We start from the raw sequence: 23,646 nt of genomic DNA, 5'->3' as shown, positions 1-23,646 counted from the left end.
TCCAGAACATGGAGTCATTGAATACTCAACCCGAGGGGATGGGTACTGTCAGAAGTGACAGTCGAAACATGTCACAACCTTCCAGATGAGACTGAAAAAAGCATGCGGGACATAGCGGTCGGGCAGTCCAGGACGACAGCAGGAAGCCGTTGCAGCGGAGCTACCACTGGTCAGACAAGGCTTGAGGGATGACCACTGAAGGTTACCGGAAGAAATGCTTGTACAGTGCCGGCGAGACAACTCAGGAGCTTTCTCGCACTACCAGCTCGAAGCCCAGATCCACCTGTGGAGCCTGCGCAACGCCATCGAGCAGGCCCAGCAGCAACTGAGCGGCGCGCTGCCCCACTTCCTGCCTTGGCGTGCGTATGGAGGTCAGGCGCGGAACCATATGAGCAGAACCGGGCAAATCGTTGAACCCCACCAGCGCTACCCGTTCAGGGATCGCCACCCCCAGACGCAATGCCTCCAGTGCTGCGCCCTGAGCCAGGTCATCGTTGCAGAAGAAAACCCCATCGACATCGGGGTGCTCATCGAGCAGACGAGCGAACAGCTCACCGCCCAGGCCGATTGACGAAGACTGACGTGTCGAGACCTGCAAATCGGGATCGAATAACCCGGCCTCCTCCAGCACCTGACGAAACCCTGCCCCACGCTGCAACACGCGAGGGTCGAGCTGGGCCGCCATATAAGCCAGACGTTTACGACCGCGCCCCAGCAGATGGCGAGCCGCTTCGGCACCCGCCTGCTGCTGGGAGAAACCTACGCAATAGGCGCCAAGCCGGGTATCCAGCTCCATCATGTGGACGCAGGGCACGCCGCTGGTTTCCAGCATCTGACGCGAAGCCGGCGTGTGGTCGAAGCCGGTCAACAGAACCCCTCTGGGACGATGGACCAGATGGCTGCGCAACAGCGTTTCCTCTTCTGCGGGCGAGTAGTGATAGTTGCCGATCACCACGTCCAGGCCGCGCGCGCGCAACACATTTTGAATGGCTTCCAGGGTTTCGATGAACAACTGGTTGGACAGCGACGGCACCAGCACCACGACAGTCTGGCTGCAGGATGACGCCAGTGCCCTCGCCGCAGAATTGGCGACGTAGCCCAGGCTTTGCGCCGCTGCACGCACTTTTTCGACCAGCTGTGGGGCAACCGTGGAAACGCCCCGCAGAGCGCGGGACGCGGTGATCGGAGAAACGGCAGCCAGCCGCGCCACTTCATCGAGGGTCGGACGACCGGTAGAGCGGGAACCAATGCGGGTCATGCGTTGCCAACTAACATAAGGGTTGCCAAATATGACGTATGCCCAATAAGGTAGCGCTGTCTCATGGAACGTGACAATGCTTTATCGCTGGTTTCACATTCGGGCTCCCCTTTAAGGTGGCCCCGGAGAACAGCCTCCGATGCTCAATGATGAACTCAAAACAACGAAAAGAACTGGAACAGCACAGGCTGAGCCTGATGTCCATCGGACAAAGACAGCGCTGTCTCCAGACGAGGTGCCTATTGTGACAACTGCGAATACTGCTATTTCCGCCCTTGTGGTGATGGGTGTGTCGGGCTGCGGAAAAAGCGCCGTCGGTGCCGAGATCGCACTCAACAGCGGCGGTCGCCTGATCGAAGGCGATGCGTTCCATCCTCAGGCAAACATCGACAAGATGAGCGCCGGAACCCCACTAAATGATGAAGACCGCGCCGGCTGGCTGACCCGCCTGGGTGAAGAAATGGCTGCGGCGCTCGCCAACGGCGAACACCCGGTCCTGACCTGCTCTGCCCTCAAGCTCATCTATCGTCAGCGTCTGCGTGACGCGGTGCCGGGCCTTGGGTTTGTCTTCCTTCAGCTGAGCAAGGAACTGGCGACCGAACGTTGCTCGCACCGTCCCGGTCATTTCATGCCTGCCAGCCTGGTAGACAGTCAGTTCGCAACCCTGGAGTCCCCTGAAGGCGAGCCGCTGACGCTGGTCGTGGATGCTTCCCTGCCCATCGATGTGATTGGCACCCAAGCTGCCGCATGGTGGAAAGGCTCCCACGCCTGATAAAGGCGTGAATGCAAAAGACAGCGCTGTCTTGAGCACACACGATAGAACGACGGCGCTCTTTGCAGTGGCCTAAAACAATAACAGGAGAAACACCCATGTTCGGTATGACCCATGAGACGTTCTTGCTCGTCGATGCGTTGGTAACCATCGTCGGTCTTGTACTGTTGATCACCACATTCAAGGTACACCCCTTCGTCGCGTTGACCCTGGCAGCGGGCTTTCTTGGCCTGACATCGGGAATGCCGGTGGAAAAAGTCATGAAATCGTTCCAGGACGGCTTCGGCGGCGTGCTGGGATTCGTTGGCATCATCCTTGGTCTGGGCACCATGCTCGGCAAACTGATGGCCGACTCGGGGGGCGCTGATCAGATTGCGCAGACCTTGATCCGCACCTTCGGTAAGCAGAAAGTGCATTGGGCAATGATGTTTTCCGCGTTTCTGGTGGGCATCCCGTTGTTCTTCGAGATCGGTTTTGTTCTGCTGATTCCGCTGGTGTTCATCGTTGCACGTCGCACCGGCGTGCCCATCGTCAAGATCGGCATCCCGCTGCTCGCAGGCCTTTCAGCGGTACACGGCCTGGTGCCACCGCACCCGGGTCCGTTGCTGGCAATCGGCATTTTCGGCGCTGATATCGGCAAGACCATTTTTTACGGACTGATCGTTGCGCTGCCGACGGCAATCATCGCTGGCCCGATCTTCGGCAACTGGATTTCCAAAAGCATCCCTGGCACCCCGTCAAAGGAACTGATGGACCAGATCGCCAAGGAGTCGAGCACCGAGAACCTGCCAGGCTTCGGCATTACATTGGTGACCATCCTGCTGCCGGTGTTCCTGATGCTGCTCAAGACCTTTGCCGACGTGGTGTTGCCAGAAAACAACATGTTCCGCATCTGGATGGACCTGATCGGTCACCCGATCACCGCACTGCTGGCGGCACTGTTGCTGGCCTTCTACACCTTTGGTGCAGCGCGCGGCTTTGATCGCAGCAAAATCATGAAACTGCTGGACCAGAGCCTGGCTCCGGTCGCCGCAATCGTCCTGATCGTCGGTGCGGGCGGTGGTTTCAAGCAGATGCTGGTCGCCAGCGGCGTGGGTGACGTGATCGGCCACATGGCGGTACAGGCACAGATCAACCCGATCATGCTGGCGTGGCTGGTAGCGGCGGTGATTCGCATCGCAACCGGGTCGGCCACCGTGGCGACCATTACCGGTGCAGGGATTGTCGCTCCGGTGGTTGGCCTGATTCCTGGTGTCAATCGCGAGTTGCTGGTGCTGGCCACCGGCGCTGGCTCGTTGATCCTGTCGCACGTCAATGACGCCGGTTTCTGGCTGGTCAAGCAATATTTCAACATGACCGTGGCTGAAACCTTCAAGACTTGGACGGTGATGGAAACCATCCTCTCGGTGGTCGGCCTGATTTTCATCATGCTGCTGTCTATGGCCGTTTAACGCAACAGGCATACTCGGCCTTCGCGGACACCCAGAACCGCGAAGGCTGGCATCCTCAGCCCCTCCTCCTTCCTGCATTAGCACACATCCCGGCGCATAAACACGACCTACAGCCAGTTGCCGCCCCTCGCAGTCAGCTTCTTCCTACACCCCGCCCACCACTTTCATTTTAAAATTTCAGAAAGCACGGGCAATCTTTCCTGGTCCCGCCTACGCTTACACTCATCTGAAGATGGTCTCGCCTGCCATTGCCGGGCGAGGCAACGGCGACCTCGATGCGCGCTGCTGTCACGTTACTTTTTATGTGGCGCCAGTAAATACGGGCATTTTCACGTCAAAACGGGCAGAATTGGCGCACTCGTCGTATCGGGGATGCAAATCTCGATGACAAGAAAATGAACCGAGGGAATTAAATTCACCACTGCGACGTCATACAGACGGATGCATCTGGATGCACTCGGCAACAATTACCACGCAAAGGCAAACGCCAGCCTCTTGAGAGAGGCGTTTTCAAGAGGCCATCAAGGAAAAGATTATGTTGATACTCACTCGCAAAGTAGGCGAAAGCATAAACATCGGTGACGAGATCACCGTGACGATTCTTGGCGTTCAAGGGCTTCAAGTCCGGCTGGGCATCAATGCACCTAAAAACGTTTCAGTGCATCGTGAAGAAATCTACAAACGCATACAGGCAGAGCTGGCTCCAAATCAGGATCCACAATAATCGCACACGCTCCCCCTATTCGATGCTGACCTGCTGATTTTTCAGGCAGACCAGCCATACGGCGTCTCAGGACGCCGTTTTTTATGCCTGTCTTTCAGAGCGCTTCTCCTCCCTCAACGGTTCAGCCCAAACTATTACTGCACTCAGGCATTGCCCAGCGAACACGAGTCACTACCTGAATGATGTAGCGTTACCAAGCCTGAAATAACACAGTTCAATAAACGCTAACAGCAGCAAAGTTTTGAAGTTCCGTCATTTTAAAAGATAACCGATCAGTGTGATCACCCTGTGACGCTTTAAATGCAACTCAGGAAAATACATCACGACCCGAATTAAAAGCGTGACAATTTGTATCCTGAAAACAAGGTAAGTTAGAGGCAGCGAAAACGGGAAAACAGTTCACCTGTACGCCACAAGCTGATGATTTGAGTAGCGTTGTTTATTCGCCGACAGGAGGGAGGCAACGGGAGGAAGAGTCTTCGGGGCATTGACCGCAGTTTGCCAGGCAATGAGTCACCGACGTAAAGAAATCAGCAGAGACACCATAGGGTGTTGCAAACATATGAAAAGGCCCTGGTCTCAATGACCCAGGGCCTTTCAGGCGCCTCGCAGCAAGAACAGGTCAGGCAAAGCTAGACTGGGCATGCGGCAGCGCTGTGGCGGTGGCTGCGGCTGCGGCTGCGGCGCGCTCGGTGCGTAGCTTCGCAACCAGGCCGGATATATCGCGACTGGTCTTTATAGCGTTCATGGATATGCCTGTTTTGTGAAACACGCGCCCGGAGGCCAAGTCTTCTATTTTCACGGTCATTTGATTACTGGCGATTGTGCAGGTGCAGCGCAACGGCAGAAACGCAACTTCAACGATGTTTCTGAGTTCTAACTCAGACAATCCACTGGTGATCATCTCTTTATCTCCTTATGGGTGTAAGCATGTCCCGACAGTGACAAAATCTCGGCAATTTTTATGGTTGGTAGAACATTTGAAAACGGCACGTGCCGGCCCGCCAATTATCCGTCGTCACTTACCTGATGCTTTCGATATTTATACGCTTCAAACGCCCCTGCAATCAACGCCTGCGCAAAAAATTAAACCGCGCGTTTAACACTGCTGAATACCGGGGGTTGTTAGAAAAAACGATTCATCGTCAGGGTTTTCAGGGCAAAAACTTATGACCCGGATCAATAAATCCAAAACCGGCTTATCTAAAGAAAGCACAGACTGACGAACGGTATATGAATGAGCCATTTTCCAGCGAAAAGTTTGTTGGTTTTAGAACGGGATAATGGCGTTACCGGCGGTGGGGGAGAACCCCTTAAGGACTGACTGCGATACCGGAAGCGCACGGGCCGAGCAAGGGTCGGCCGTGCCGGGTTCCGGTCAGGCGATTACTGCTCGGAACCGGAAAGACGAAGATGGAGAAGAGCGACCCGGGCGCCCTGCTTGTCCCGCTTCTCTTCAATGGAGTACGGACGGAATCCCATCCGCGGATAGAACAGCAGCCCCGGTACGTTGTGGTTATAGCAGGACGCGATCAGTTCCTTGGCTTCATGCTTGTCGAAGGCGATCCCCATCATGCTGGTGATCATGAAGCGCCCTACCCCTTTCGAACGGGCCTTCGGCGCGATGATGACGTTACCGAGCGAGCAGCGACCGCGAAATTCACACTGAGAGAAATTGGCAAAACCGACCACCTCGCCATCCATCTCGATGACGGTCGAATCATGACGTGTTGCCAAGGCGTCGCCGAGCTGTGAAGGTGTCAGTGGATAGGTTGCTCTGGGGAACATGTAGAACAGTTCGTCGGCGTTCTGCGGCATTTCGCAGATAATCGGGATATCTTTTTCTTCCAAGGGACGGTGAAGGAACATTAGGCGATAACCTCTCGAAGAAATTGAAGAAAGCGCGATTGACGCGGTGAGCAAATCGGCGATCAGGGCGGGCAAGCGGCAGAAACATAGCGCCCGCGCGGCTACAGCATAATCCCGGGCTGTCATAAAGAGCTACCTCAATAACCAATCGTGCCAACCCGCACCGCCTTCGCACACTGGCCGCAACCTGTTGAAGCGTAGGGTTTTGTGCGAGCAGACTTTAAGAGCCTGTGCCTGATAAAGGTCCAGGTTTGCAGGGTTCATCAGCCTTACCGTGCAATATGCTGTAACCGACATTTGCTGGTACGCCTTGTAACCAAAGCGCATAACCTGCATTTTTCGCAACTCGTTGACGGGGAACACTGCACTCATGGCGATTTCACCTCTGGCGCGCTTCAGGGCTCGTCCGGTCAGATGGCTGCTGATGCTCGCCATTATTCTCGGGCTGCCGGTTGGTTGCGCAGTACTCGAGCACAAGGAAAGAGAGCTGGTGTTCCGCATCGAACCCGGCACGGCCAGCTGGTACAGCGGGCTGCCCGACGAGGTTCAAGAGATCGAATTGCGCACGCCTGCCTTCGGCACGTCGCAAAACATTCATGCGTGGTGGTGGCCTGCGCCAGACAAGAACGCCCCGGCTGTGTTGTACCTGCATGGCTCAAGATGGAACCTGACCGGGCAATTGTTTCGCATCCGCCAGCTCAGCGCACAAGGCTTCTCGGTTCTGGCTATCGATTACCGTGGCTTTGGTCAGAGTGTCGGCCAGTTACCATCCGAGAGGTCCGTTTACGAGGACGCACGCATCGCTTGGGAACGCCTCAAGCAATTGCAGCCCGACCCGTCCCGAAGGTTGATCTACGGACACTCGTTGGGGGGCGCGGTCGGGGTGGACCTGGCGGCAGAACTGGGCACAGATGCAGAAAAGAACAACAGTCCGGCTGCGGCTCGGGGGTTGATCATCGAATCGACCTTCACCAACCTGGCCGATGTGGCCACCGCGCTTGCTAACACGTCATTGCCCGTGCGCTGGCTGCTGTCGCAAAAATTCGACTCGCTGGACAAGATCGCAGACATTCACATGCCGGTACTGATCGTCCATGGCACCAACGACCAGTACGTGCCCTCCCGCTTCAGCGAAGAGTTGTTCGACGCGGCGAAACAACCGAAACAACTGCTGCTGGTGCCCGGCGGCACGCACAACAACAGCATGCAACTGGGGCAACCGGCTTACAGCCAGGCGATACAGAGGCTGCTCAAGACCCCAGCATCGCTGCCTCAAGCCACCCGACAGGGCCGCCAGTCAAGAGACGCCGGTTAGACAACCTGCGAGGCGCAACAGTATGCTCGCGTACCCGACTCAAGGACTGCGCAATGACCTCAATTGTCGAGTATTCCGACCTGCATCACCGCCTCGCTGTCATCCAGCTCTGGAAAACAGTTTTCAATGACGAAGCACCGCAAAACCGCTCTGATCTTTCAATCGACAAGAAGCTTGCGGTGGACGACCGGCTGTTTTTCGTCGCAACTCTGAACGATCAGGTGATCGGAACCATTCTTGCTGGCTACGACGGTCATCGGGGTTGGCTGTACGCAGTCGCAGTTGATCCACAACATCGCGGCAACAGGCTGGGGTCTGCACTGGTAAGGCACGCCGAACAGGCATTGACCGATCTTGGCTGTGTAAAAATCAATCTGCAGATTCACACATTCAACGAACGTGTGCAGGCATTTTACAAGACACTGGGCTACACCTCGGAACCCATCATCAGCATGGGCAAGCGGCTTGATGCCAACATCATGCCTCGATCATGAGCAACTTGCCTCAGGAGTATTGATCAATCAAATCCCATGGCCCGCGATTCATTTATTTACTTGAGAATTAATATCAAATTACAATTATTGCTATTAACGTCCTGACAGAGCATCTCCCTTGAGCACTTCCACCCAACGCACTCGCCGTCTTGGCCCTTTTCTGTTGTCTGCGCTGTCTCTGGCGATATGCTCCAGCGGTACCGTGCAGGCTGCAGAAACCGCTGTTCTGCCTGCCACCCAGGTGTCCGCTGCCGCGACGCAGCCCCAAGAAGGCTACAGCGCGAAAAGCACCAGTACGGTCAGCAAGAGTGATGTGCCGATCAAGGAAGAAGCGCAATCGGTCAACGTTGTCACGCCGCAGACCATTGCCGACTACAACGTGCGCTCGCTGGACGACGCCATGAAGTTCGTCAGTGGTGTCAGTCAGGGCAACACGTTAGGTAACACCAAGGACTCGCTGGTCAAACGCGGCTTTGGCACTAACGATGACGGTTCGATCCTGCGCGACGGCGTACGCTCGGTGGTGTCGAAGAACTTTGGCGCAACCACCGAGCGCGTCGAGGTTCTCAAAGGTCCGGCCTCATTGTTGTATGGAGCAATGGAGCCAGGCGGCGTGATCAACGTGATCAGCAAACAGCCGCAATATGTGCAAAGCACCACGCTGAGTGGCTCGGCCTACAGCGAAGGCGGCGGCAGCTTTGGGGTCGACACCACCGGCCCGCTTGGCGACTCAGGGCTGGCTTATCGTCTGGTGGCCGAACGACAGAGCGAGGACTACTGGCGCAACTACGGCGTTGATCAACACACTCTGATTGCACCCTCGCTGTCGTGGACCGGCGAACGCGCCAGCCTGACCCTGGCCTACGAGTACAACGACTACATCAGCCCGTTTGACCGCGGCACCGTGTTCACGGGCGGTCATCCAGCCGACATCAGCTACGGCAAGCGGCTGGACGAAAAGTGGGCAAATACGGTGGGCATCAGCGAGACCGCCACCGCGCGTTTCGAATACCAGCTCAGTGATGACTGGAAAACCCGTCTGACGTACGGCTGGAACAATGATCGCTACAGCCTTGCGATTGCCCAGCCCAGTACTCTGTCCAGCAGCGGCGTACTGCGCCGTCAGGCCAATGGCGGCCATTACGATTACGAAACCCGTTATGCCAGCTGGGACTTCATCGGCAAGCAGGACATTCTCGGTCAGCAGCACGACCTGCTGGTTGGCGCCGAACATGAGGATTCCGACAGGTATCGCGGCAAGACCTATCGCAATACAGCCCAGAACGGCTTCAATATATTTTCGCCGGCCTACGGCAGCCTGGCCGAACCGAGCGTAGTCAGTGCGCCCACCAGCAATCTCAGCAATCAGTTGACATCCACGTCCATGTACATCAAGGACAACTGGCACTTGGATGACCGCTGGATTCTGGTACTGGGCGGTCGCTATCAGCATTATGAACAGGACATTGCCCAAGGCCTGGGTGCCAACCGCGTCACCAACCTGGACAAAAATGACAATGTGTTCCTGCCGATGGCGGGCCTGGTGTTCAAGGTGAATGAAGACCTTTCGCTGTATGGCAATTACAGCCGTTCATTTGTGCCCAACGAAGAAGTGAACGACGACGGCACCACGTTCGATCCTGAAGAAGGCCGTAGCTACGAAGTCGGTGCCAAATATACGCTGGCGCCGGAGCTCAACGTCAACCTCGCCGTGTTCGACATCGAGAAGAAAAACGTCGTCACGCCTACTGGCGTGACTGGCATCAGCCAAGCAGCCGGTAAAGTAGGTTCGCAGGGCGTGGAGCTGGACGTGACCGGACGCATCGCCGAACGTTGGGACATGATAGGTACTTACGCCTATACCCACACCGAAGTACTCGACGACCCTGACAACGAAGGCAACCGTCTGAGTCAGGCGCCGAAACACACGGCCAGCCTGTACCTCACCCACCACCTGCAGATCCCGTCCGGGCTGGGTGACTGGCATGCCGGCGGCGGTGCGCGCTACGTCGGCGAACGTGCAGGTGATGACGCGAACACGTTCTACATGAGCAGCTACACCGTTGCCGATGCATTCTTGCGCTGGGATGTGCCAATGGCGGGTTATAAAACCCGTCTGCAATTGAACGTGGACAACCTGTTCGACAAGCAGTATTACCCATCCAGCACCGGCAGCCAGTTGCAGGTCAATGTGGGTGAACCCCGCACCGCAAGGCTGAGCGCCAGCGTCACATTCTGAATGCTTGCGCAGGAGCTCGCCCGCGCCGGCTTGCTCCTTCTGCCTGAATGAATCGGCAGGCTCCTGAGCTAAGCGGTCAGGGTTTCATGCGGTAAAAGCTGATGAGCATTTCGTGAGCGTACAGGTATTCGATCTTGCCGATGAAGGCACTCTTTTCCAGCCACTCGTTAGGACCGAGAGAAACCTGAAAACGTGGTGTGCAGGAACACTGGTAATGGCCTTCGCTGATTGGCCATATGCCGTTCTGAAGCTCCTGCTGGCCCGCCTCGTCCAAGAGCATGATGCCCCTGTTCTCAACATTGATCAGCTCGCCCATCTGCGTACGCAAGGTGAAACGGGTGTCCAAAACAGCCAGCTCGGATGACATTTCGACCAGCAGATTGCTGCCGCCGGAAAGCACTGAACCGCTGAAGGATTCGCCCTGGAACTCGCCTCCCAGAATTGCGCTGTTACTGCGCAGGCCGTCGCTGCAGATGCCCATGAGCACGGGAACATCGGTTTTCAAGATGACTGTCAGTACCTTTTCGAGCACGGGCACCGTTGCTGTACTGACGCGATGGGAGCGTTTCACGGGTTGCTTGAAATCGATGATGTTCATGGAACTGTTCACTCCATCATTGATACATAGGTGCAATGGATGACTGAAGGCAGCCTGTCGAATGACCCGATAAAGAAAGCGTCCCTCTTTCAGCATTTATCTGAGTCTGCATTTCCAGTAAGCTCCACGGATTCGGCTTAAATCGTACCGAACGGTTCAGTTCCAGTCTAGAGAATTTTGCGCTAACTGTACCGAGCGGTTCACCAAGGGATTAAGGATATAAATGAAGGTGCGTACTGAAGCTCGCCGCGAAGCCATCATTGATGCCGCAGCAAGCGTTTTCCTCGAAATGGGCTACGAACGTGCTTCGATGAACGAAGTGACCAAGCGCATGGGTGGCTCCAAAGCCACTATCTACAGTTATTTCCATTCCAAGGAAGAACTGTTCATCGCCGTCGTCAACAGACTGGCAACGGCGCATCTGGCCGAGGCTGTTTCGGAACTGAGCAATACCAACGAGATGGGCACCGACATAGAACTACGCCCCATGCTGACTCGCTTCGGTGAGCGCATGTTGATGATGTTGATCAATGATGACAGCGCCTTGGCGGTGTACCGAATGGTGGTGGCCGAGTCCGGACAGTCCGACATCGGCATGATGTTTTATGAATCGGGCCCTCGAGAGTGCCTGCAGACAATAGCATCGACAATGCGCATAGCCATGCAGCGCGGGCAGTTGCGATCGACTGATCCGGACATCGCGGCGCTGCAACTCACTGCACTGCTGACTGCAGAAACAGAAATTCGCCTTTACCAGCAGGCGCCTATGCCGTTGAGCATCGAGCAGATTCGCGGCATGGTCGAGCGGGCAGTCGATACGTTTCTTCTGGGCATGGAAAAGCGCTGACCTGGGGGCTGAAGCTGGCAGGTCCTGACCTGCCGTTTCAGCGCTCAAAAGCTTTGAAATATTTGCTTACTATTTTGTTACAAAGTTAAACCGCGTGCGGGCGATAGCCTTTTTGCCCACTCCGGAGAAACACTCATGATGTTGCGAAAGCTCAACCTCGCTCCCCGTTCTGCACTGTGTTTCGGCATCTTCTGCCTGATGATCGTTGCCTTGGGCCTGCTGGCTCTGCGTCAGGCCGCGGAACTCAACGCCGCCGAAAAATTCATCGAAACCAACGTACTGCCCAGCGTCAAATTACTTGGTTCTCTGGATCGCGAGTTTGTAGGCATCAGAGGCAACAATGCCCGCGTCCGTAACCCGATCGAACCGCAAGAACGAAAGACCAAGGCGCTGGGTGATATTCAACAATCACGCTCGCTGATTGCTGGTTATGCCGATGCCCTCAACAAGTTGATCGTCACCCCACAAGGCCGCCAGGCATTTGATGAGCTCACCAAGGCCAATGCCGATTATCAGGCGGCCCAGGATCGCTACCTGGCGTCAGTCGCTGCGGGAAATCTCGAAGCAGCCGTTGCGACCTCCAATGGAGAAATGAAAAGCGCGGCCGATCAGGTCGAAGCCACCCTCAAGAAGCTCACCGGCATCAACGATAGCAAGGCCCAGAAGGCCGGCGCCACGGCAGACACTGCTTACCAGCAAACCTTGTGGATGGTGGGCATTTTCATCGCCGCAGGTGTTCTGACCACGCTGCTCCTAGCCTGGATGTACACCCGCAGCCTGACCGGCCCCATTGGCGAGTCGCTGAACATTGCGCAACGCATCGCCGACAACGACCTGACCAAGGACATCCCCCTGGATGGCACCGACGAGGCTGCCAGACTGATCGCGGCACTGGCCGCCATGCAGACCAACCTGCGCAGTGCCTTGACCCTGATTGGCGACTCTTCCACCCAGCTCGCGGCCACCTCCGAAGAGATGCACGCGGTAACCGAAGACGCTTCGCGCACTATTCAGCGTCAGAGCAATGAAATTGAAATGGCCGCCACTGCCGTCAACCAGATGAGCGCTGCGGTCGAAGAGGTTGCCAGCAACGCAGCCTCGGCATCGGAAGTTACCTCGCAGTCCAGTACAGCCGCCATCGCCGGACGCGCGCAAGTCGATGAAACCGTCACTGCCATCAACCTTATGGTGTCCAAGGTGCAACTCACCTCCACCGAAGTGCAAGGCCTGGCAGCCATGGCAACCGACATCAGTAAAGTGCTGGACGTAATCCGCGCCATCGCGGAACAGACCAACCTGCTGGCCCTCAACGCAGCCATCGAGGCCGCCCGCGCCGGTGAGGCCGGACGAGGCTTTGCGGTGGTCGCGGACGAGGTTCGGGCGCTGGCCCACCGTACTCAGCAGTCGACCCGTGAAATAGAACAGATGGTCAGTTCGATTCAGACCGGTACCGGCAATGCGGTGACGGCAATGGAACAGACCAGCGTTCAGGCGCAAAAGACACTCGAAATGGCCAACGGCGCCGGCAAGGCGTTGCTCGAAATCACCGAGTCCATCAGCCAGATCAACGAGCGCAACCTGATGATCGCTACCGCAGCCGAAGAACAGGCCCAAGTAGCGCGCGAGGTTGACCGAAGCCTGGTCAGCATCCGCGACCTGTCCAGTCAGACTTCTGAAGGTTCCAACCAGACTGCAATTGCCACGGCAGAACTGTCGAGCCTGGCCTCAGGCCTGAATCGACTGACCAAGCAGTTCCGGGTCTGAGTGACAAGGTAACCGGAACCTGACATTGCGCAGCATACACCCAAGCGCCCTGACAGCAATGTCAGGGCGCTTTGTGGTTGTTATCGAGACTGCGCTTCTGCAGGCCTGAAGAATTCGCAATCGCACTTGTCGAGCCGCTCGCGCTGATCTAAGTTGCACGGCGACAGATGAATTGATCGCCTGTCCCGGTTCCCCCAACCCGACAACGACAAAAAAGGTATACCCATGAAGAAGCTGACATTGCTTATAGGTTTTCTGTGCCTGTTTAGCGGATATGTCACCGCCGCGACCTCCGACGAAGCTGACGTGGCCAATGCCGTAGACAAACTGACGCAAGCCATGTGGCACAAGGACATTGCGCAACTGAACGCACTGACTGCCGACAACCTCACCTACGGGCACTCCAGCGGAGCTATTCAGGACAAGCAAGCGTTCATCGCAGACATCGAAACCGGCAGAAGCGGCTTCAACGAACTGAAGATGCTCAATCAGAAAATAACGCTCTCCGGCGACGTGGCTCTGGTGCGCAATCACTTCTCGGCGCAGGCGGTAAACAGCGGCAAGGTCGTGCCGACCGAGATAGAAAACTTCCAGATCTGGCAGAAACAAAACGGCCAGTGGCTGCTGATCGGTCGCCAGGCGTTTCGTTTTTAGGCTGGCGACCACTGCAAACCGGAAAACCTCACTGCTGCGTGCCGAACATCGCCGTCCAGTAGATGCCTGCATTACTCTTGGGGTCCATCGCGTAGGCAGCACCCAACTCGCGATAAGCGGGGCTCATCAGATTGGCGCAATGACCGGGGCTGGCCAGCCAGCCGTCCACCACCTTGCGAGCAGTATCCTGACCCGCGGCAATGTTCTCGCCGACCTGCTGGCCCACATACCCGGCCAGCTCGGTGCGATCTCCGGGCGTGCGACCGTCGTGATCCTTATGATCAAAAAAGTTCTGATTGGCCATTGCCTGTGAATGCGCCTGAGCGGCGGTACCCAGCATCAGGTTCCAGGACAGCGGCGTGGTCGCGGCAAAGGACTGCGGACCGCACTGACGTGGCTGGGTGCGGGCGACATTGACCATCTCGAGGATTTTCTGCCCCTCTGCCTGCCAATCACCCAGACGCGATGCAACCAGCGAACGGGCCAGCACGATGCGCCAGTCCCGGCCCTCGCGACTGACGCCGATGTCGACGAACTGCGGGTCCAGCACCACACGACAGAAACTCTCTTGCACGGCCTTGAGCGCCGAAGCCGCATCACGCGGTCCGGACAGGCTGATCGCTTGCACGGTGACCATCGGGTAGGCGGCACGAGTCAGCGCCTGCTGCAGGTCGAGATTGCCGTTGGCAGGCAATACCAGACGCGGATCACTGGCAAGCGGCGGCAGTTCCATGGACACCTGCTCGCCACAACGTTGCGTCTGACCCCGATAGGCGTTCAGGGATTCGACCAGTTGTGTCTCGTCGCTGGCCAACGCATGACTGGCAAACATTCCAAGGGACAGCGCGCCAAGAAGTGACAGCGAAACTCTCAGGAGCGACAGGCGCAGGGCGTAAACAATGACAGGCATGAAAATGTCTCTCTCGGGCTGAGTACGCCTATGATGCGCGATACCACCCGGTCGGGCGCAACGCCTTTTTCATACCTGACCGGAATTTCATGGCCGGAAGGCTGAAGACGTGCGCCAGACAAATGCCTGCTGGAAGAGGCTATTAAAGCTTGAAGTTGGCAACCAGCAAATTGAACGAGGTAGCAAGACGCGACAGTTCCTGACTCGAAGCGCTAGTCTGATTCGCGCCAGCAGCACTCTGCGTCGAAAGGTCCTGAATGTTGATCAGGTTACGGTCAACCTCGCGAGCCACTTGGGCCTGCTCCTCGGAAGCGGAGGCAATGACCATGTTACGTTCGTTGATGGTCGCTACACCCATAGTGATTTTTTCCAGCGCCGAACCGGCCCGCAGCGCCAGTTCCTGAGTATTGGTCGCCAGCGTCAGGCTTTTACCCATTGCAGCAACGGCACCATCGGCACCTGACTGCACTGTGCTGATCATCCCTTCGATTTCCACTGTCGATGCCTGAGTACGGTGCGCCAAAGCACGGACCTCATCGGCCACTACCGCAAAGCCGCGGCCCTGTTCACCTGCACGCGCTGCTTCGATGGCGGCGTTGAGCGCCAGCAGATTGGTCTGCTCGGCAATGCTGCGAATCACGTCGAGCACTTTACTGATTTCCCGGACATGCCCGGCCAGTTCAGAAACGGCACCCGTGGATGCGGTGATCTCATGAACCATGGTGGTGATGCCTTTGACAGTGTGATCGACCTGACCCCGACCATCGATTGCGTCATCCGTCGCGGTCTTCGACGCTTCGGATGTCGACACCGCATTGCGCGCCACTTCCTCTACTGCAGCGGTCATCTCGTTGACCGCAGTCGCCGCCTGCTGAATTTCATCGTTTTGGCGAGTCAGCCCGCGAGTACTCTCGTCAGTGACCGCGCTCAGCTCCTCGGCTGCCGAAGCGAGCTGGTCGGCGGCGCTGGCGATCTGCTGAATCGTGTGTTTCAGACCGGTCTGCATCCCCGACAGCGCATCGAGCAACTGACCAGCCTCATCACCGCTGGTGGAAACGATAGGCTGAGTCAGGTCACCGCCGGCAATGCGCTGGGCGCTTGTTACTGCCACCGCCAGTGGTCGGGTGATCATGCGAGTGATGAATACACCCAGCATGATCGCTACCAGAAAGGCAATAACCACGCCCACCTCAAGCATCAGCACTGATCTGGACTTGAGCTCGGACGCCGCCACCGCCCCTTCCTTGATCTGGCGATTGTTGGACTCGATCATTGTCCGCAAGTAACCACGCGCCTTGGCAAATCCGTCTGCGGATAATGTGTTCAAACGAGTGCGGGCGCTATCGAGATTGCCAGCCTTCATCAATTCGACCACTTGCTGAGAGCCCGCTATATAAGCAGGCAGCATTTGCTCCAACTGGTCGCCAGCGACGCGCTCGTCATCTTCCAGAGGAGTGGCCCGGTAGGTTGCGAAAACTTTCTGCGCACGAGCAAGGTCATCGCCCAGCGCCTGACGAACACGCTCCATGTCAGCCTCGGGCACACCGCCATCCTGCGCATCCAGCAACCGGTAAAGGCCGCGGTTATGCGCTGTCAGGCTGGTAAGCGTTTCATTGGTATTGCCGACAGAGACCAGGTTGTTGGAAAAAGTAAGCTCAAGCGCATTGCCCAGACGGGTAACACCTGCCATGCCCAGACCGCCGACAGCCAGCGTGATCAGTGCGCAAACGATGAATGCCGAAATAAGCTTGGTCGAAAACTTTAACTGACGCAGGAAATTCATGAGACGTATCCGAGGGAGATGAAGCTGATGGGGCGCTGAGATAAATGATCACGCAGCAGTGATATCATAATGACTTCACCCCAAATGAATGGTTCATATCCCCCGAGAGATTTACGTAAAAAAGTTTGACAAATATAAAAATACGTAAATGCAATGAGAATGAAGTGCACTACGTTTCATGAACAATGCACGTTAATGCAGTTTGAAAGCCCCAAACGTATTACTGCCAGGCCGTTGTTCGACAAACTCCCTGGCTTGGCGGGTCTTCTCGTCAAGGTGGAGATCGCGCTGCTTCTCGGCATCGACCATTGCCTGGCTACCATGCTGTTTGAGTAGATAGGCATGAATCTGCCGCACTTCTACCGAGCTGTAGATCGGGGCAATGTCCATGACCGCCAGCAACCCACCAGTGCCGTGGTCGCGGGTGTTCATGATGACCTGGGGGCCCCGCGCGCCCAATACCTGAAAGCCCAGTGATTCAAAGCAAGGCACCTTGTCAACTGCGCAGTACAGTTCGGCATGCGGGTATCGATCGATCATTTTCTCCAGCATTGAACGACCAATGCCTTGCTGACGATGGCTTTCGAGAACCGCCATGTAGGCCACCGCGCAGGCTTGTGGGTCGCCGTTGACCGGCAGATACAACAAAAAACCCAATACGATTTCCGGGTCGTCATCGTCCAGCGCAACAATCAGTTCGACGGCCAAATGTTGTGAACCGTCCATGGCATTGAGGTAAAGATGTACCTCGTAGCCCACGCCATACTGATAAAGGTTGTACAGCGGGTTGCTCGGGTCGATGGCAACTAGGCTGATGTCGGTGACGTAATCGACGACCATTTGCTGAATCTGGCTGCGGATGAATTCGGGGGGCGGGGTCTGGAGCAGCATGACGGTTGGCATAAAGCGGCGGATTCCGGAATGTGTGGTTTGTCTGCACTGGCTATAGAAGCATGATAACGCTTCCAGGCACGCAACACCGAATCGTCAGAAGCTGATAAATATAAACGTTAGTTGATACTCATTCGCGATATCAACTATCAAATAGCCACTACCGAATATTATTCCGTGACCCACTATTATATTACCGAACGTTAGCTCCCTATTAAATCAAGGTGCCTGATTTGCAAATAAAACACTCGGCACCCCTACTGCTTCCTTCATCAACCTGTCACTGACGCACGGTATGAGAACTTTATTATTGCAATCGAAATATAATAAAAAATACCTTAATTTCAATGATGTAGCAAACTAGTACCCTCCAGAAAAAGGCTTTTTGCCAGTATTATTTATCGACTGCTATTTCAGCTACGCACAAAAACAAGACTAATATCCAACACTTTCGCTCGCATTTATTTTAATCAACCCGATGCATTTTTATAATCACCCTTTCACGTTCGCGCGCCTAAGCTTATCTCGCCTACTAAAAATATGAGGGATTCAAAATGCCGTTATTAAACTGGTCCAGACACGTGGTTCATTTGACTGCAGCCGGTCTTATCAGTATTCCGGCGGCTTATGCAGCCGATACGCTGACTCGCGACAATGGTGCCGAAGTCGGCGACAACCAGAACTCCCAGACCGCAGGCCCCCAAGGGCCGGTCCTGCTGCAAGACGTGCAACTGCTGCAAAAGCTGCAGCGCTTTGATCGCGAGCGTATTCCGGAGCGCGTCGTGCACGCCCGAGGTACAGGTGTCAAAGGTGAATTCACGGCATCGGCCGACATCAGCGACCTGAGCAAGGCGACGGTTTTTAAATCCGGTGAAAAAACCCCGGTTTTTGTCCGCTTCTCCTCCGTGGTTCACGGTAACCACTCACCAGAAACACTGCGCGACCCTCACGGCTTTGCGACCAAGTTCTACACAGCCGATGGCAACTGGGACTTGGTGGGCAACAACTTCCCTACCTTCTTCATCCGTGACGCCATCAAGTTCCCGGACATGGTGCACGCGTTCAAACCTGACCCGCGTACCAACCTGGACAACGACTCGCGTCGCTTCGACTTCTTCTCCCACGTACCGGAAGCGACCCGCACGCTGACCCTGCTGTACTCCAACGAAGGTACGCCAGCAGGCTATCGCTTCATGGACGGCAACGGCGTTCATGCCTACAAGCTGGTCAATGCCAAAGGCGAAGTGCACTACGTCAAGTTCCACTGGAAGAGCCTGCAGGGTCTCAAGAACCTTGACCCGAAAGAAGTTGCTCAGGTCCAGTCCAAGGACTACAGCCACCTGACCAACGATCTGGTGGGCGCCATCAAGAAAGGCGACTTCCCGAAATGGGATCTGTACGTGCAGGTTCTGAAGCCGGAAGACCTGGCCAAGTTCGAATTCGACCCTCTGGACGCGACCAAGATCTGGCCTGATGTACCCGAGAAAAAGATCGGTCAGATGGTGCTGAACAAGAACGTAGACAACTTCTTCCAGGAAACCGAGCAGGTCGCCATGGCTCCGGCCAACCTGGTTCCAGGCATCGAGCCTTCCGAAGACCGCCTGCTGCAAGGTCGTGTGTTTTCCTACGCCGACACGCAAATGTATCGTCTGGGCGCCAACGGCCTGAGCCTGCCAGTCAACCAGCCTAAAGTGGCGGTTAACAACGGCAACCAGGATGGCAAGATGAACAGTGGCCACACCACCAGCGGCGTGAACTACGAGCCAAGCCGGCTGGAGCCGCGTCCAGCGGATGAGAAGGCGCGTTACAGCGAACTTCCGCTGAGCGGCACCACCCAGCAGGCGAAGATCACGCGTGAGCAGAACTTCAAGCAGGCGGGTGACCTTTATCGCTCTTACAACGCTAAAGAGCAGACTGATCTGGTGCAGAGCTTCGGTGAGTCGCTGGCCGACACTGACACTGAAAGCAAAAACATCATGCTGTCGTTCCTCTACAAGGCAGATCCAACCTACGGCACTCGGGTTACCGAAGTGGCCAAAGGCGATCTGGCCAAGGTCAAGTCGCTGGCTGCCAACCTGAAAGACTGATGAGCTGAAATCCCGCTCCGGTGCCTGGTGCGCCGGAGCGGGCATGGCCAGGAGAACGCCCGTGAAAAATCTCATCTACGCCTTGCTGTTGTTTACGGCAGCTGCGAACGCGACACAACCGACACCCCCTGAGCAATTGACGGCGGAACAGACTGCAAGCCAGTTGCGCAGCCTTTTTTTCGACGCCTCCCGCGAAGGCAACAACCCCATGCTCGACACATTCATCGAGGCCCATTACGACCTCAATGTTCGGGACGAGCAAGGCTATACCGGTCTCATCCTGGCGGCTTATCACGGCCATGAAGACTCGGTGACCAGGCTGATCGATGCAGGTGCAGACCCCTGCGCCAAGGACAATCGCGGCAATACCGCGCTGATGGGCGCAATTTTCAAAGGTGAACTGAGTATCGCCAAGCGTCTTGTTCAGGCCGACTGCGGTCCCGACCTGACCAACAATGCCGGGCAGACCGCCGCCATGTATGCAGCGCTGTTCAAACGCACCGAGGTACTCAAAGCCCTCACCGACAAGGGCGCCGACCTGAACATCCGTGACAGCATGGGCAACGACGTACAGGGTTTGTCGAAAGGTGAGTTCCAGGCGCTGCCTGCTCGCTGAGCGACAACCGGATACCTGGAAAGCACAGTGGCAAAGCGCAAAAAAGCGACTTCAGGTTGCCTGTGACGCCGACGGCCGGGTCCTCAACCACTCGTCTGCCACCTGCCCCATGCTTTTGGGCGTATCGTCCTTGATCCAGCCCATGAAGGCTCGATCAAACCTGAAGGAAGCGCCGCACTGCCCGATCATGAAACGCCGCACGTTCTGCGTATTGCGGTAGTGATTGTCCACCGGCGTGTCACGCGTAATAAGGTCAGAGTGCCAGTCGAATGCCATATCCACCTGTCCGCAGTAAATGTCTGATCAGACGTCAGGGTAATAAAATGTCACTACATGGCGTTACCTGCAAGATCCGGATCATTTATCACTGTCTCGAGTCGCTGTGGGTCCAGCGTACCGTCACGGCGTAGAACCGCCGCCCACATCGTCGCTGCCGCTGATCAACATGCCGCCGTGGCTGCTCGGACTGCCGAGGTGGGCCATGGGCCGGCCATTGACCATGATGGATGGAAAACCCGCAACGATCACCGCCCCGCAGGCACACATATCGCCGACCCGCGCTGTAGTCAGTGAGTTGATCAGAACATCGCTTGAAGCCGTCACAATGGGCGTGATGCCGTGGCCCGGAATCGGGCAGGCATGCAAGTCGCCAAGTTTTGCAGAGGAAATCATGTAGGCATCCTTGGTTCATCACGCAGTTCCGGCCTTAAGCCGGGGGGTGACGACAGTAAAGGAGACACTTATAAGGGTCTGTCAGACCATTCCGAATTTTATCGATGAAACCAGACCAATATAGCCAGTCGTGTTCCCGCCTCATTCCCCCGCAAACGGTACCAATGAGTCTAGCAACCACGCCCCGGCCGGCCCCAGGCTGCGCTCGAATGACCAGATAATGTCGACCGCCGAACGTCGCGGCCAACCCGAGACCTTCAGTTCCTTCAGCAGCCCGCCCGAATAACGTGACACCAGCCAGCGCGGCAAAGCCGACCAGCCGAAACCGAAAGCGGCCATGTCCATCAGCAGCAGGTAATTGGGCGCTGACCAGTGACGGTGGCCGCTGGTGGGCAGATCGTCGGTAGGAATACTGTGCTCGACCAGCGTGTTGAGGCGCAATGCGCGATAGCGCGCCAGTTGCTGATAGTCGACCCGCTCAAGCGCGGCAAGCGGATGTCCATGCGACACGAACAAGCCGAAGTCAGCACTTTCATCGATGGTGGCATGACCGATTTCAGGTGGGTAGCTGGCTTGTGCCGAAAGCAGCCCAAGGGATGCCCTGCCCGACTGCACCAGACTGATCGCATCACCATGTTCGGCAAACACACACTCCATTTCCAGCTCTGGAAAGCGTTCGTCCAGCTCGGTCATCAGTCGCTCGAAATCGGCGAACTGGTTGGCATCGGACAGCACCAGCGTCAACCGAGGCTCGACGCCCGCAGCCAGTCGCGCAGCCGCACGTCGCAGCCGGTCCGAGGCGCACAGCAGGTCGTCGACACGACCAAGCATCACTCTCCCGGCATCGGTAAGCACCGGTTGCCGCGATGAGCGATCGAACAACTCCAGCCCCAGATCGATCTCCAGGCGGGCGATCGCTTCACTGATGGTCGATTGACTCTTGCCCAGACGCCTGGCGGCAGCGCTGAATGACCCCAGCGCCGCGATCTGGACAAAGGCTTCCAGCGCCTCAGGTGAATAGCTCATGACTGTCTCTTATCGGTTTTCCCGATGGCAATGATTTTCAGATTAACGCAAAGGCCGATGATAATGCTGCCGTGAACGAACACAAGGGAAGCCCGATCATGAGTCACAGCAAACATCACACAGGTCAGCAGCCCTCCGGCCCCAGTAAATCCATCCGTGAGCGTGCGCTGCATGCCACGTTGTTCGAGGTAGGTGGTGTGATTCTGGTCGCGCCGCTGCTGGCCTGGCTCATGGACCACTCGTTGGCAATGATGGGCATCATGACGGTGATGATCTCCACCATCGCCATGCTCTGGAACATGACCTACAACGCCCTGTTCGACCGCTTGCGCCGCACCCACGGATTCACCATGATCCTGACCACTCGCATCCTGCACGCAGCGGGCTTCGAAGCCGGGCTTATTCTGGCTGTCGTGCCGCTGGCCGCATGGTGGCTGTCGATCAGCCTGATGCAGGCATTCTGGCTGGATATCGGCCTGCTGCTGATGTTTCTGCCTTATACCCTGTTGTTCAACTGGGGCTACGACACACTGCGCGAGCGCTTGGTAGAGCGACGGATGGCCAGATGTGAGGGGCTTTGACAGGAAGAGTTTGCGCACCCTGCGCGCCTTTCTCACTGGATTCCCCACACACCTGCGTAGCACACTGTCTACCCCTGAGCACGGCAAGGACCCGAACCCATGACAAACGAAATACTCAGACTGGCCGCGTTCAGCGATGGCGATCAGGGTGGTAATCCGGCGGGTGTATGGCTTGGTGCCTCGCTGCCTGATGAGGCGCGCATGCAGCAGATCGCTGCTGAGGTCGGTTTTTCCGAAACCGTTTTTGCTGTCCCGCTCGAAAACGGCTGGCGGGTGCGCTATTTCTCGCCGTTGGCCGAAGTGCCGTTCTGCGGCCATGCCACCATTGCGCTAGGTGCAGCACTGGCGGCGCAGCAAGGCGACGGTGTGTTTAACCTGACGCTCAATCAGGCGCAGATTACAGTCGAAGGTCATGCTCGGGGTTCACTGACCTCGGCAGCATTGCAATCACCGGCAACATCCAGCAAACCGATCAGCGCGCAGCTGCTGGAAGAAGCGCTGATGCTGTTCGGCTATACGCATAGCGATCTGGATGAGCGCATCCCTCCCGCACATATAAATGGCGGTGCCGGGCATCTGGTCCTGGCACTGAACAGTCGGGCAGCGCTCAAGGCCATGCACTACGACCAACAGGCCGGGCGCGAGCTGATGGCGCGTGAAGGCTGGGCGACGATTCTGCTGGCCTGGGCGGAGACTGATCAAATGTTTCATACCCGCAACCCATTTGCATTCGGCGGCGTGTATGAAGACCCTGCCACTGGAGCGGCCACGGCTGCGCTGGGTGGTTATCTGCGCGATATAGGCTGGCCGCACGGCGGGCTGATCGACATCCTGCAAGGTGAAGACATGGGCAGCCCATCGCGTCTGCGCGCCGAGATCCCCGAGCAGATCGGCAGTTCGATCCGGGTCTCGGGTATGGCGCGCAGGCTGTAGCAGCGTTCAGGTGCGCAGCTTGCTGCCCCCGAAGGCCACGCCCAGGAGCATTACGGCAACGACCATGAACGCCAGTTCAAGGCTGCTGATGTGGGCGATAAAACCGATGGCGGCCGGACCGATCAGAATCCCGGCGTAGCCCACTGTTGTAATCGCCGGGAT

22 protein-coding genes and 2 pseudogenes are annotated in these 23,646 nt (G+C 56.7%); 13 read left to right on the top strand and 11 right to left on the bottom strand.

Annotated features, from left to right (window positions below):
• Positions 1-241 precede the first annotated feature (241 nt).
• Entirely contained in the window at positions 242-1,258 is a 1,017-nt protein-coding gene (gene gntR / locus ALO43_RS01695) for an HTH-type transcriptional regulator GntR (protein WP_054997009.1), read from the bottom strand.
• Between the two features lie 283 nt (positions 1,259-1,541).
• Between gntR and ALO43_RS01690 the strand changes: the two genes are divergently transcribed.
• The 3 genes from ALO43_RS01690 (at position 1,542) to csrA (ending at position 4,205) form a co-directional block, all read left to right on the top strand.
• Positions 1,542-2,030, top strand: coding sequence for a gluconokinase (locus ALO43_RS01690; protein ID WP_024671061.1), 489 nt, complete (start codon positions 1,542-1,544; stop codon positions 2,028-2,030).
• A 98-nt stretch (positions 2,031-2,128) separates the two neighbouring features.
• Positions 2,129-3,481 carry a GntP family permease gene (locus tag ALO43_RS01685; protein WP_003315860.1) on the top strand — a complete coding sequence of 451 codons (1,353 nt, stop codon included), beginning with the start codon at positions 2,129-2,131 and terminating at the stop codon, positions 3,479-3,481.
• 535 nt (positions 3,482-4,016) lie between these two features.
• On the top strand, positions 4,017-4,205 hold the full coding sequence (csrA, locus tag ALO43_RS01680) for a carbon storage regulator CsrA (protein ID WP_002554157.1): 189 nt from the start codon (positions 4,017-4,019) through the stop codon (positions 4,203-4,205).
• Positions 4,206-4,827: 622 nt separating this feature from the next.
• Here csrA and ALO43_RS01675 read toward each other — a convergent pair.
• Positions 4,828-5,109 carry a DUF1652 domain-containing protein gene (locus ALO43_RS01675; protein WP_024671062.1) on the bottom strand — a complete coding sequence of 94 codons (282 nt, stop codon included), beginning with the start codon at positions 5,107-5,109 and terminating at the stop codon, positions 4,828-4,830.
• Positions 5,110-5,591: 482 nt separating this feature from the next.
• Positions 5,592-6,074: a GNAT family N-acetyltransferase gene (locus tag ALO43_RS01670; RefSeq protein ID WP_024671063.1), complete on the bottom strand. Its 483-nt coding sequence runs from the start codon at positions 6,072-6,074 to the stop codon at positions 5,592-5,594.
• A 370-nt stretch (positions 6,075-6,444) separates the two neighbouring features.
• Between ALO43_RS01670 and ALO43_RS01660 the strand changes: the two genes are divergently transcribed.
• From ALO43_RS01660 to ALO43_RS01650, 3 genes are all read left to right on the top strand, one after another.
• The gene (locus ALO43_RS01660; RefSeq protein ID WP_054997008.1) at positions 6,445-7,389 is read left to right on the top strand and encodes an alpha/beta hydrolase; all 945 of its coding nucleotides are present in this window, start codon (positions 6,445-6,447) and stop codon (positions 7,387-7,389) included.
• Positions 7,390-7,442: 53 nt separating this feature from the next.
• Positions 7,443-7,883: a GNAT family acetyltransferase gene (locus tag ALO43_RS01655; protein WP_054997007.1), complete on the top strand. Its 441-nt coding sequence runs from the start codon at positions 7,443-7,445 to the stop codon at positions 7,881-7,883.
• 118 nt (positions 7,884-8,001) lie between these two features.
• Complete coding sequence (locus ALO43_RS01650; protein WP_053479651.1) at positions 8,002-10,122, top strand: TonB-dependent siderophore receptor; 2,121 nt, start codon at positions 8,002-8,004, stop codon at positions 10,120-10,122.
• A gap of 76 nt (positions 10,123-10,198) precedes the next feature.
• On the opposite strand, the gene ALO43_RS01645 is transcribed toward ALO43_RS01650, so the two are convergent.
• Positions 10,199-10,720 carry a DUF3237 domain-containing protein gene (locus ALO43_RS01645; RefSeq protein WP_005890379.1) on the bottom strand — a complete coding sequence of 174 codons (522 nt, stop codon included), beginning with the start codon at positions 10,718-10,720 and terminating at the stop codon, positions 10,199-10,201.
• A 223-nt stretch (positions 10,721-10,943) separates the two neighbouring features.
• Here ALO43_RS01645 and ALO43_RS01640 point away from each other — a divergent pair, with 223 nt between their 5' ends.
• The 3 genes from ALO43_RS01640 to ALO43_RS01630 all read left to right on the top strand — a co-directional run bounded on the left by ALO43_RS01640 (position 10,944) and on the right by ALO43_RS01630 (position 13,985).
• A complete protein-coding gene (locus tag ALO43_RS01640) occupies positions 10,944-11,567 on the top strand; it encodes a TetR/AcrR family transcriptional regulator (RefSeq protein ID WP_005890378.1) in 624 nt (207 codons plus the stop codon).
• Positions 11,568-11,702: 135 nt separating this feature from the next.
• The gene (locus ALO43_RS01635; RefSeq protein WP_005890377.1) at positions 11,703-13,331 is read left to right on the top strand and encodes a methyl-accepting chemotaxis protein; all 1,629 of its coding nucleotides are present in this window, start codon (positions 11,703-11,705) and stop codon (positions 13,329-13,331) included.
• Between the two features lie 225 nt (positions 13,332-13,556).
• Positions 13,557-13,985 carry a nuclear transport factor 2 family protein gene (locus ALO43_RS01630; RefSeq protein ID WP_032618687.1) on the top strand — a complete coding sequence of 143 codons (429 nt, stop codon included), beginning with the start codon at positions 13,557-13,559 and terminating at the stop codon, positions 13,983-13,985.
• Between the two features lie 28 nt (positions 13,986-14,013).
• Here ALO43_RS01630 and ALO43_RS01625 read toward each other — a convergent pair whose 3' ends face one another.
• The 3 genes from ALO43_RS01625 to ALO43_RS01615 form a co-directional block, all read right to left on the bottom strand.
• Positions 14,014-14,895 (bottom strand): CAP domain-containing protein, encoded by an 882-nt coding sequence (locus ALO43_RS01625; protein ID WP_054997006.1) that lies wholly within the window; start codon positions 14,893-14,895, stop codon positions 14,014-14,016.
• 142 nt (positions 14,896-15,037) lie between these two features.
• Positions 15,038-16,678, bottom strand: coding sequence for a methyl-accepting chemotaxis protein (locus ALO43_RS01620; RefSeq protein ID WP_024671072.1), 1,641 nt, complete (start codon positions 16,676-16,678; stop codon positions 15,038-15,040).
• A 192-nt stretch (positions 16,679-16,870) separates the two neighbouring features.
• The gene (locus tag ALO43_RS01615) at positions 16,871-17,581 is read right to left on the bottom strand and encodes a GNAT family N-acetyltransferase (protein WP_005890372.1); all 711 of its coding nucleotides are present in this window, start codon (positions 17,579-17,581) and stop codon (positions 16,871-16,873) included.
• 542 nt (positions 17,582-18,123) lie between these two features.
• Between ALO43_RS01615 and katB the strand changes: the two genes are divergently transcribed.
• Both katB and ALO43_RS01605 read left to right on the top strand, forming a co-directional pair.
• Positions 18,124-19,656: a catalase KatB gene (katB, locus tag ALO43_RS01610; protein WP_032618688.1), complete on the top strand. Its 1,533-nt coding sequence runs from the start codon at positions 18,124-18,126 to the stop codon at positions 19,654-19,656.
• 61 nt (positions 19,657-19,717) lie between these two features.
• Complete coding sequence (locus ALO43_RS01605) at positions 19,718-20,272, top strand: ankyrin repeat domain-containing protein (RefSeq protein ID WP_005890369.1); 555 nt, start codon at positions 19,718-19,720, stop codon at positions 20,270-20,272.
• A gap of 51 nt (positions 20,273-20,323) precedes the next feature.
• Here ALO43_RS01605 and ALO43_RS01600 read toward each other — a convergent pair whose 3' ends face one another.
• The 3 genes and pseudogenes from ALO43_RS01600 to ALO43_RS01590 form a co-directional block, all read right to left on the bottom strand.
• Positions 20,324-20,548: a DUF6434 domain-containing protein gene (locus ALO43_RS01600; protein ID WP_024689586.1), complete on the bottom strand. Its 225-nt coding sequence runs from the start codon at positions 20,546-20,548 to the stop codon at positions 20,324-20,326.
• A gap of 59 nt (positions 20,549-20,607) precedes the next feature.
• A pseudogene (locus tag ALO43_RS01595) lies at positions 20,608-20,944 on the bottom strand (PAAR domain-containing protein); the annotation flags it as partial.
• A gap of 141 nt (positions 20,945-21,085) precedes the next feature.
• Entirely contained in the window at positions 21,086-21,970 is an 885-nt protein-coding gene (locus ALO43_RS01590) for a LysR family transcriptional regulator (protein ID WP_024671077.1), read from the bottom strand.
• Between the two features lie 98 nt (positions 21,971-22,068).
• Between ALO43_RS01590 and ALO43_RS01585 the strand changes: the two genes are divergently transcribed.
• Both ALO43_RS01585 and ALO43_RS01580 read left to right on the top strand, forming a co-directional pair.
• A complete protein-coding gene (locus ALO43_RS01585; protein WP_080267778.1) occupies positions 22,069-22,551 on the top strand; it encodes a multidrug/biocide efflux PACE transporter in 483 nt (160 codons plus the stop codon).
• Between the two features lie 99 nt (positions 22,552-22,650).
• Positions 22,651-23,484 carry a PhzF family phenazine biosynthesis protein gene (locus ALO43_RS01580; protein WP_054997005.1) on the top strand — a complete coding sequence of 278 codons (834 nt, stop codon included), beginning with the start codon at positions 22,651-22,653 and terminating at the stop codon, positions 23,482-23,484.
• 6 nt (positions 23,485-23,490) lie between these two features.
• Here ALO43_RS01580 and ALO43_RS29840 read toward each other — a convergent pair.
• Positions 23,491-23,646 (bottom strand): annotated as a pseudogene (locus ALO43_RS29840) (MFS transporter); the annotation flags it as partial.

Origin of the sequence: Pseudomonas tremae (assembly GCF_001401155.1) — a bacterium.
In the GTDB taxonomy this organism is placed as follows: domain Bacteria; phylum Pseudomonadota; class Gammaproteobacteria; order Pseudomonadales; family Pseudomonadaceae; genus Aquipseudomonas; species Aquipseudomonas tremae.
This window is presented reverse-complemented; position numbering and strand designations above follow the sequence as displayed.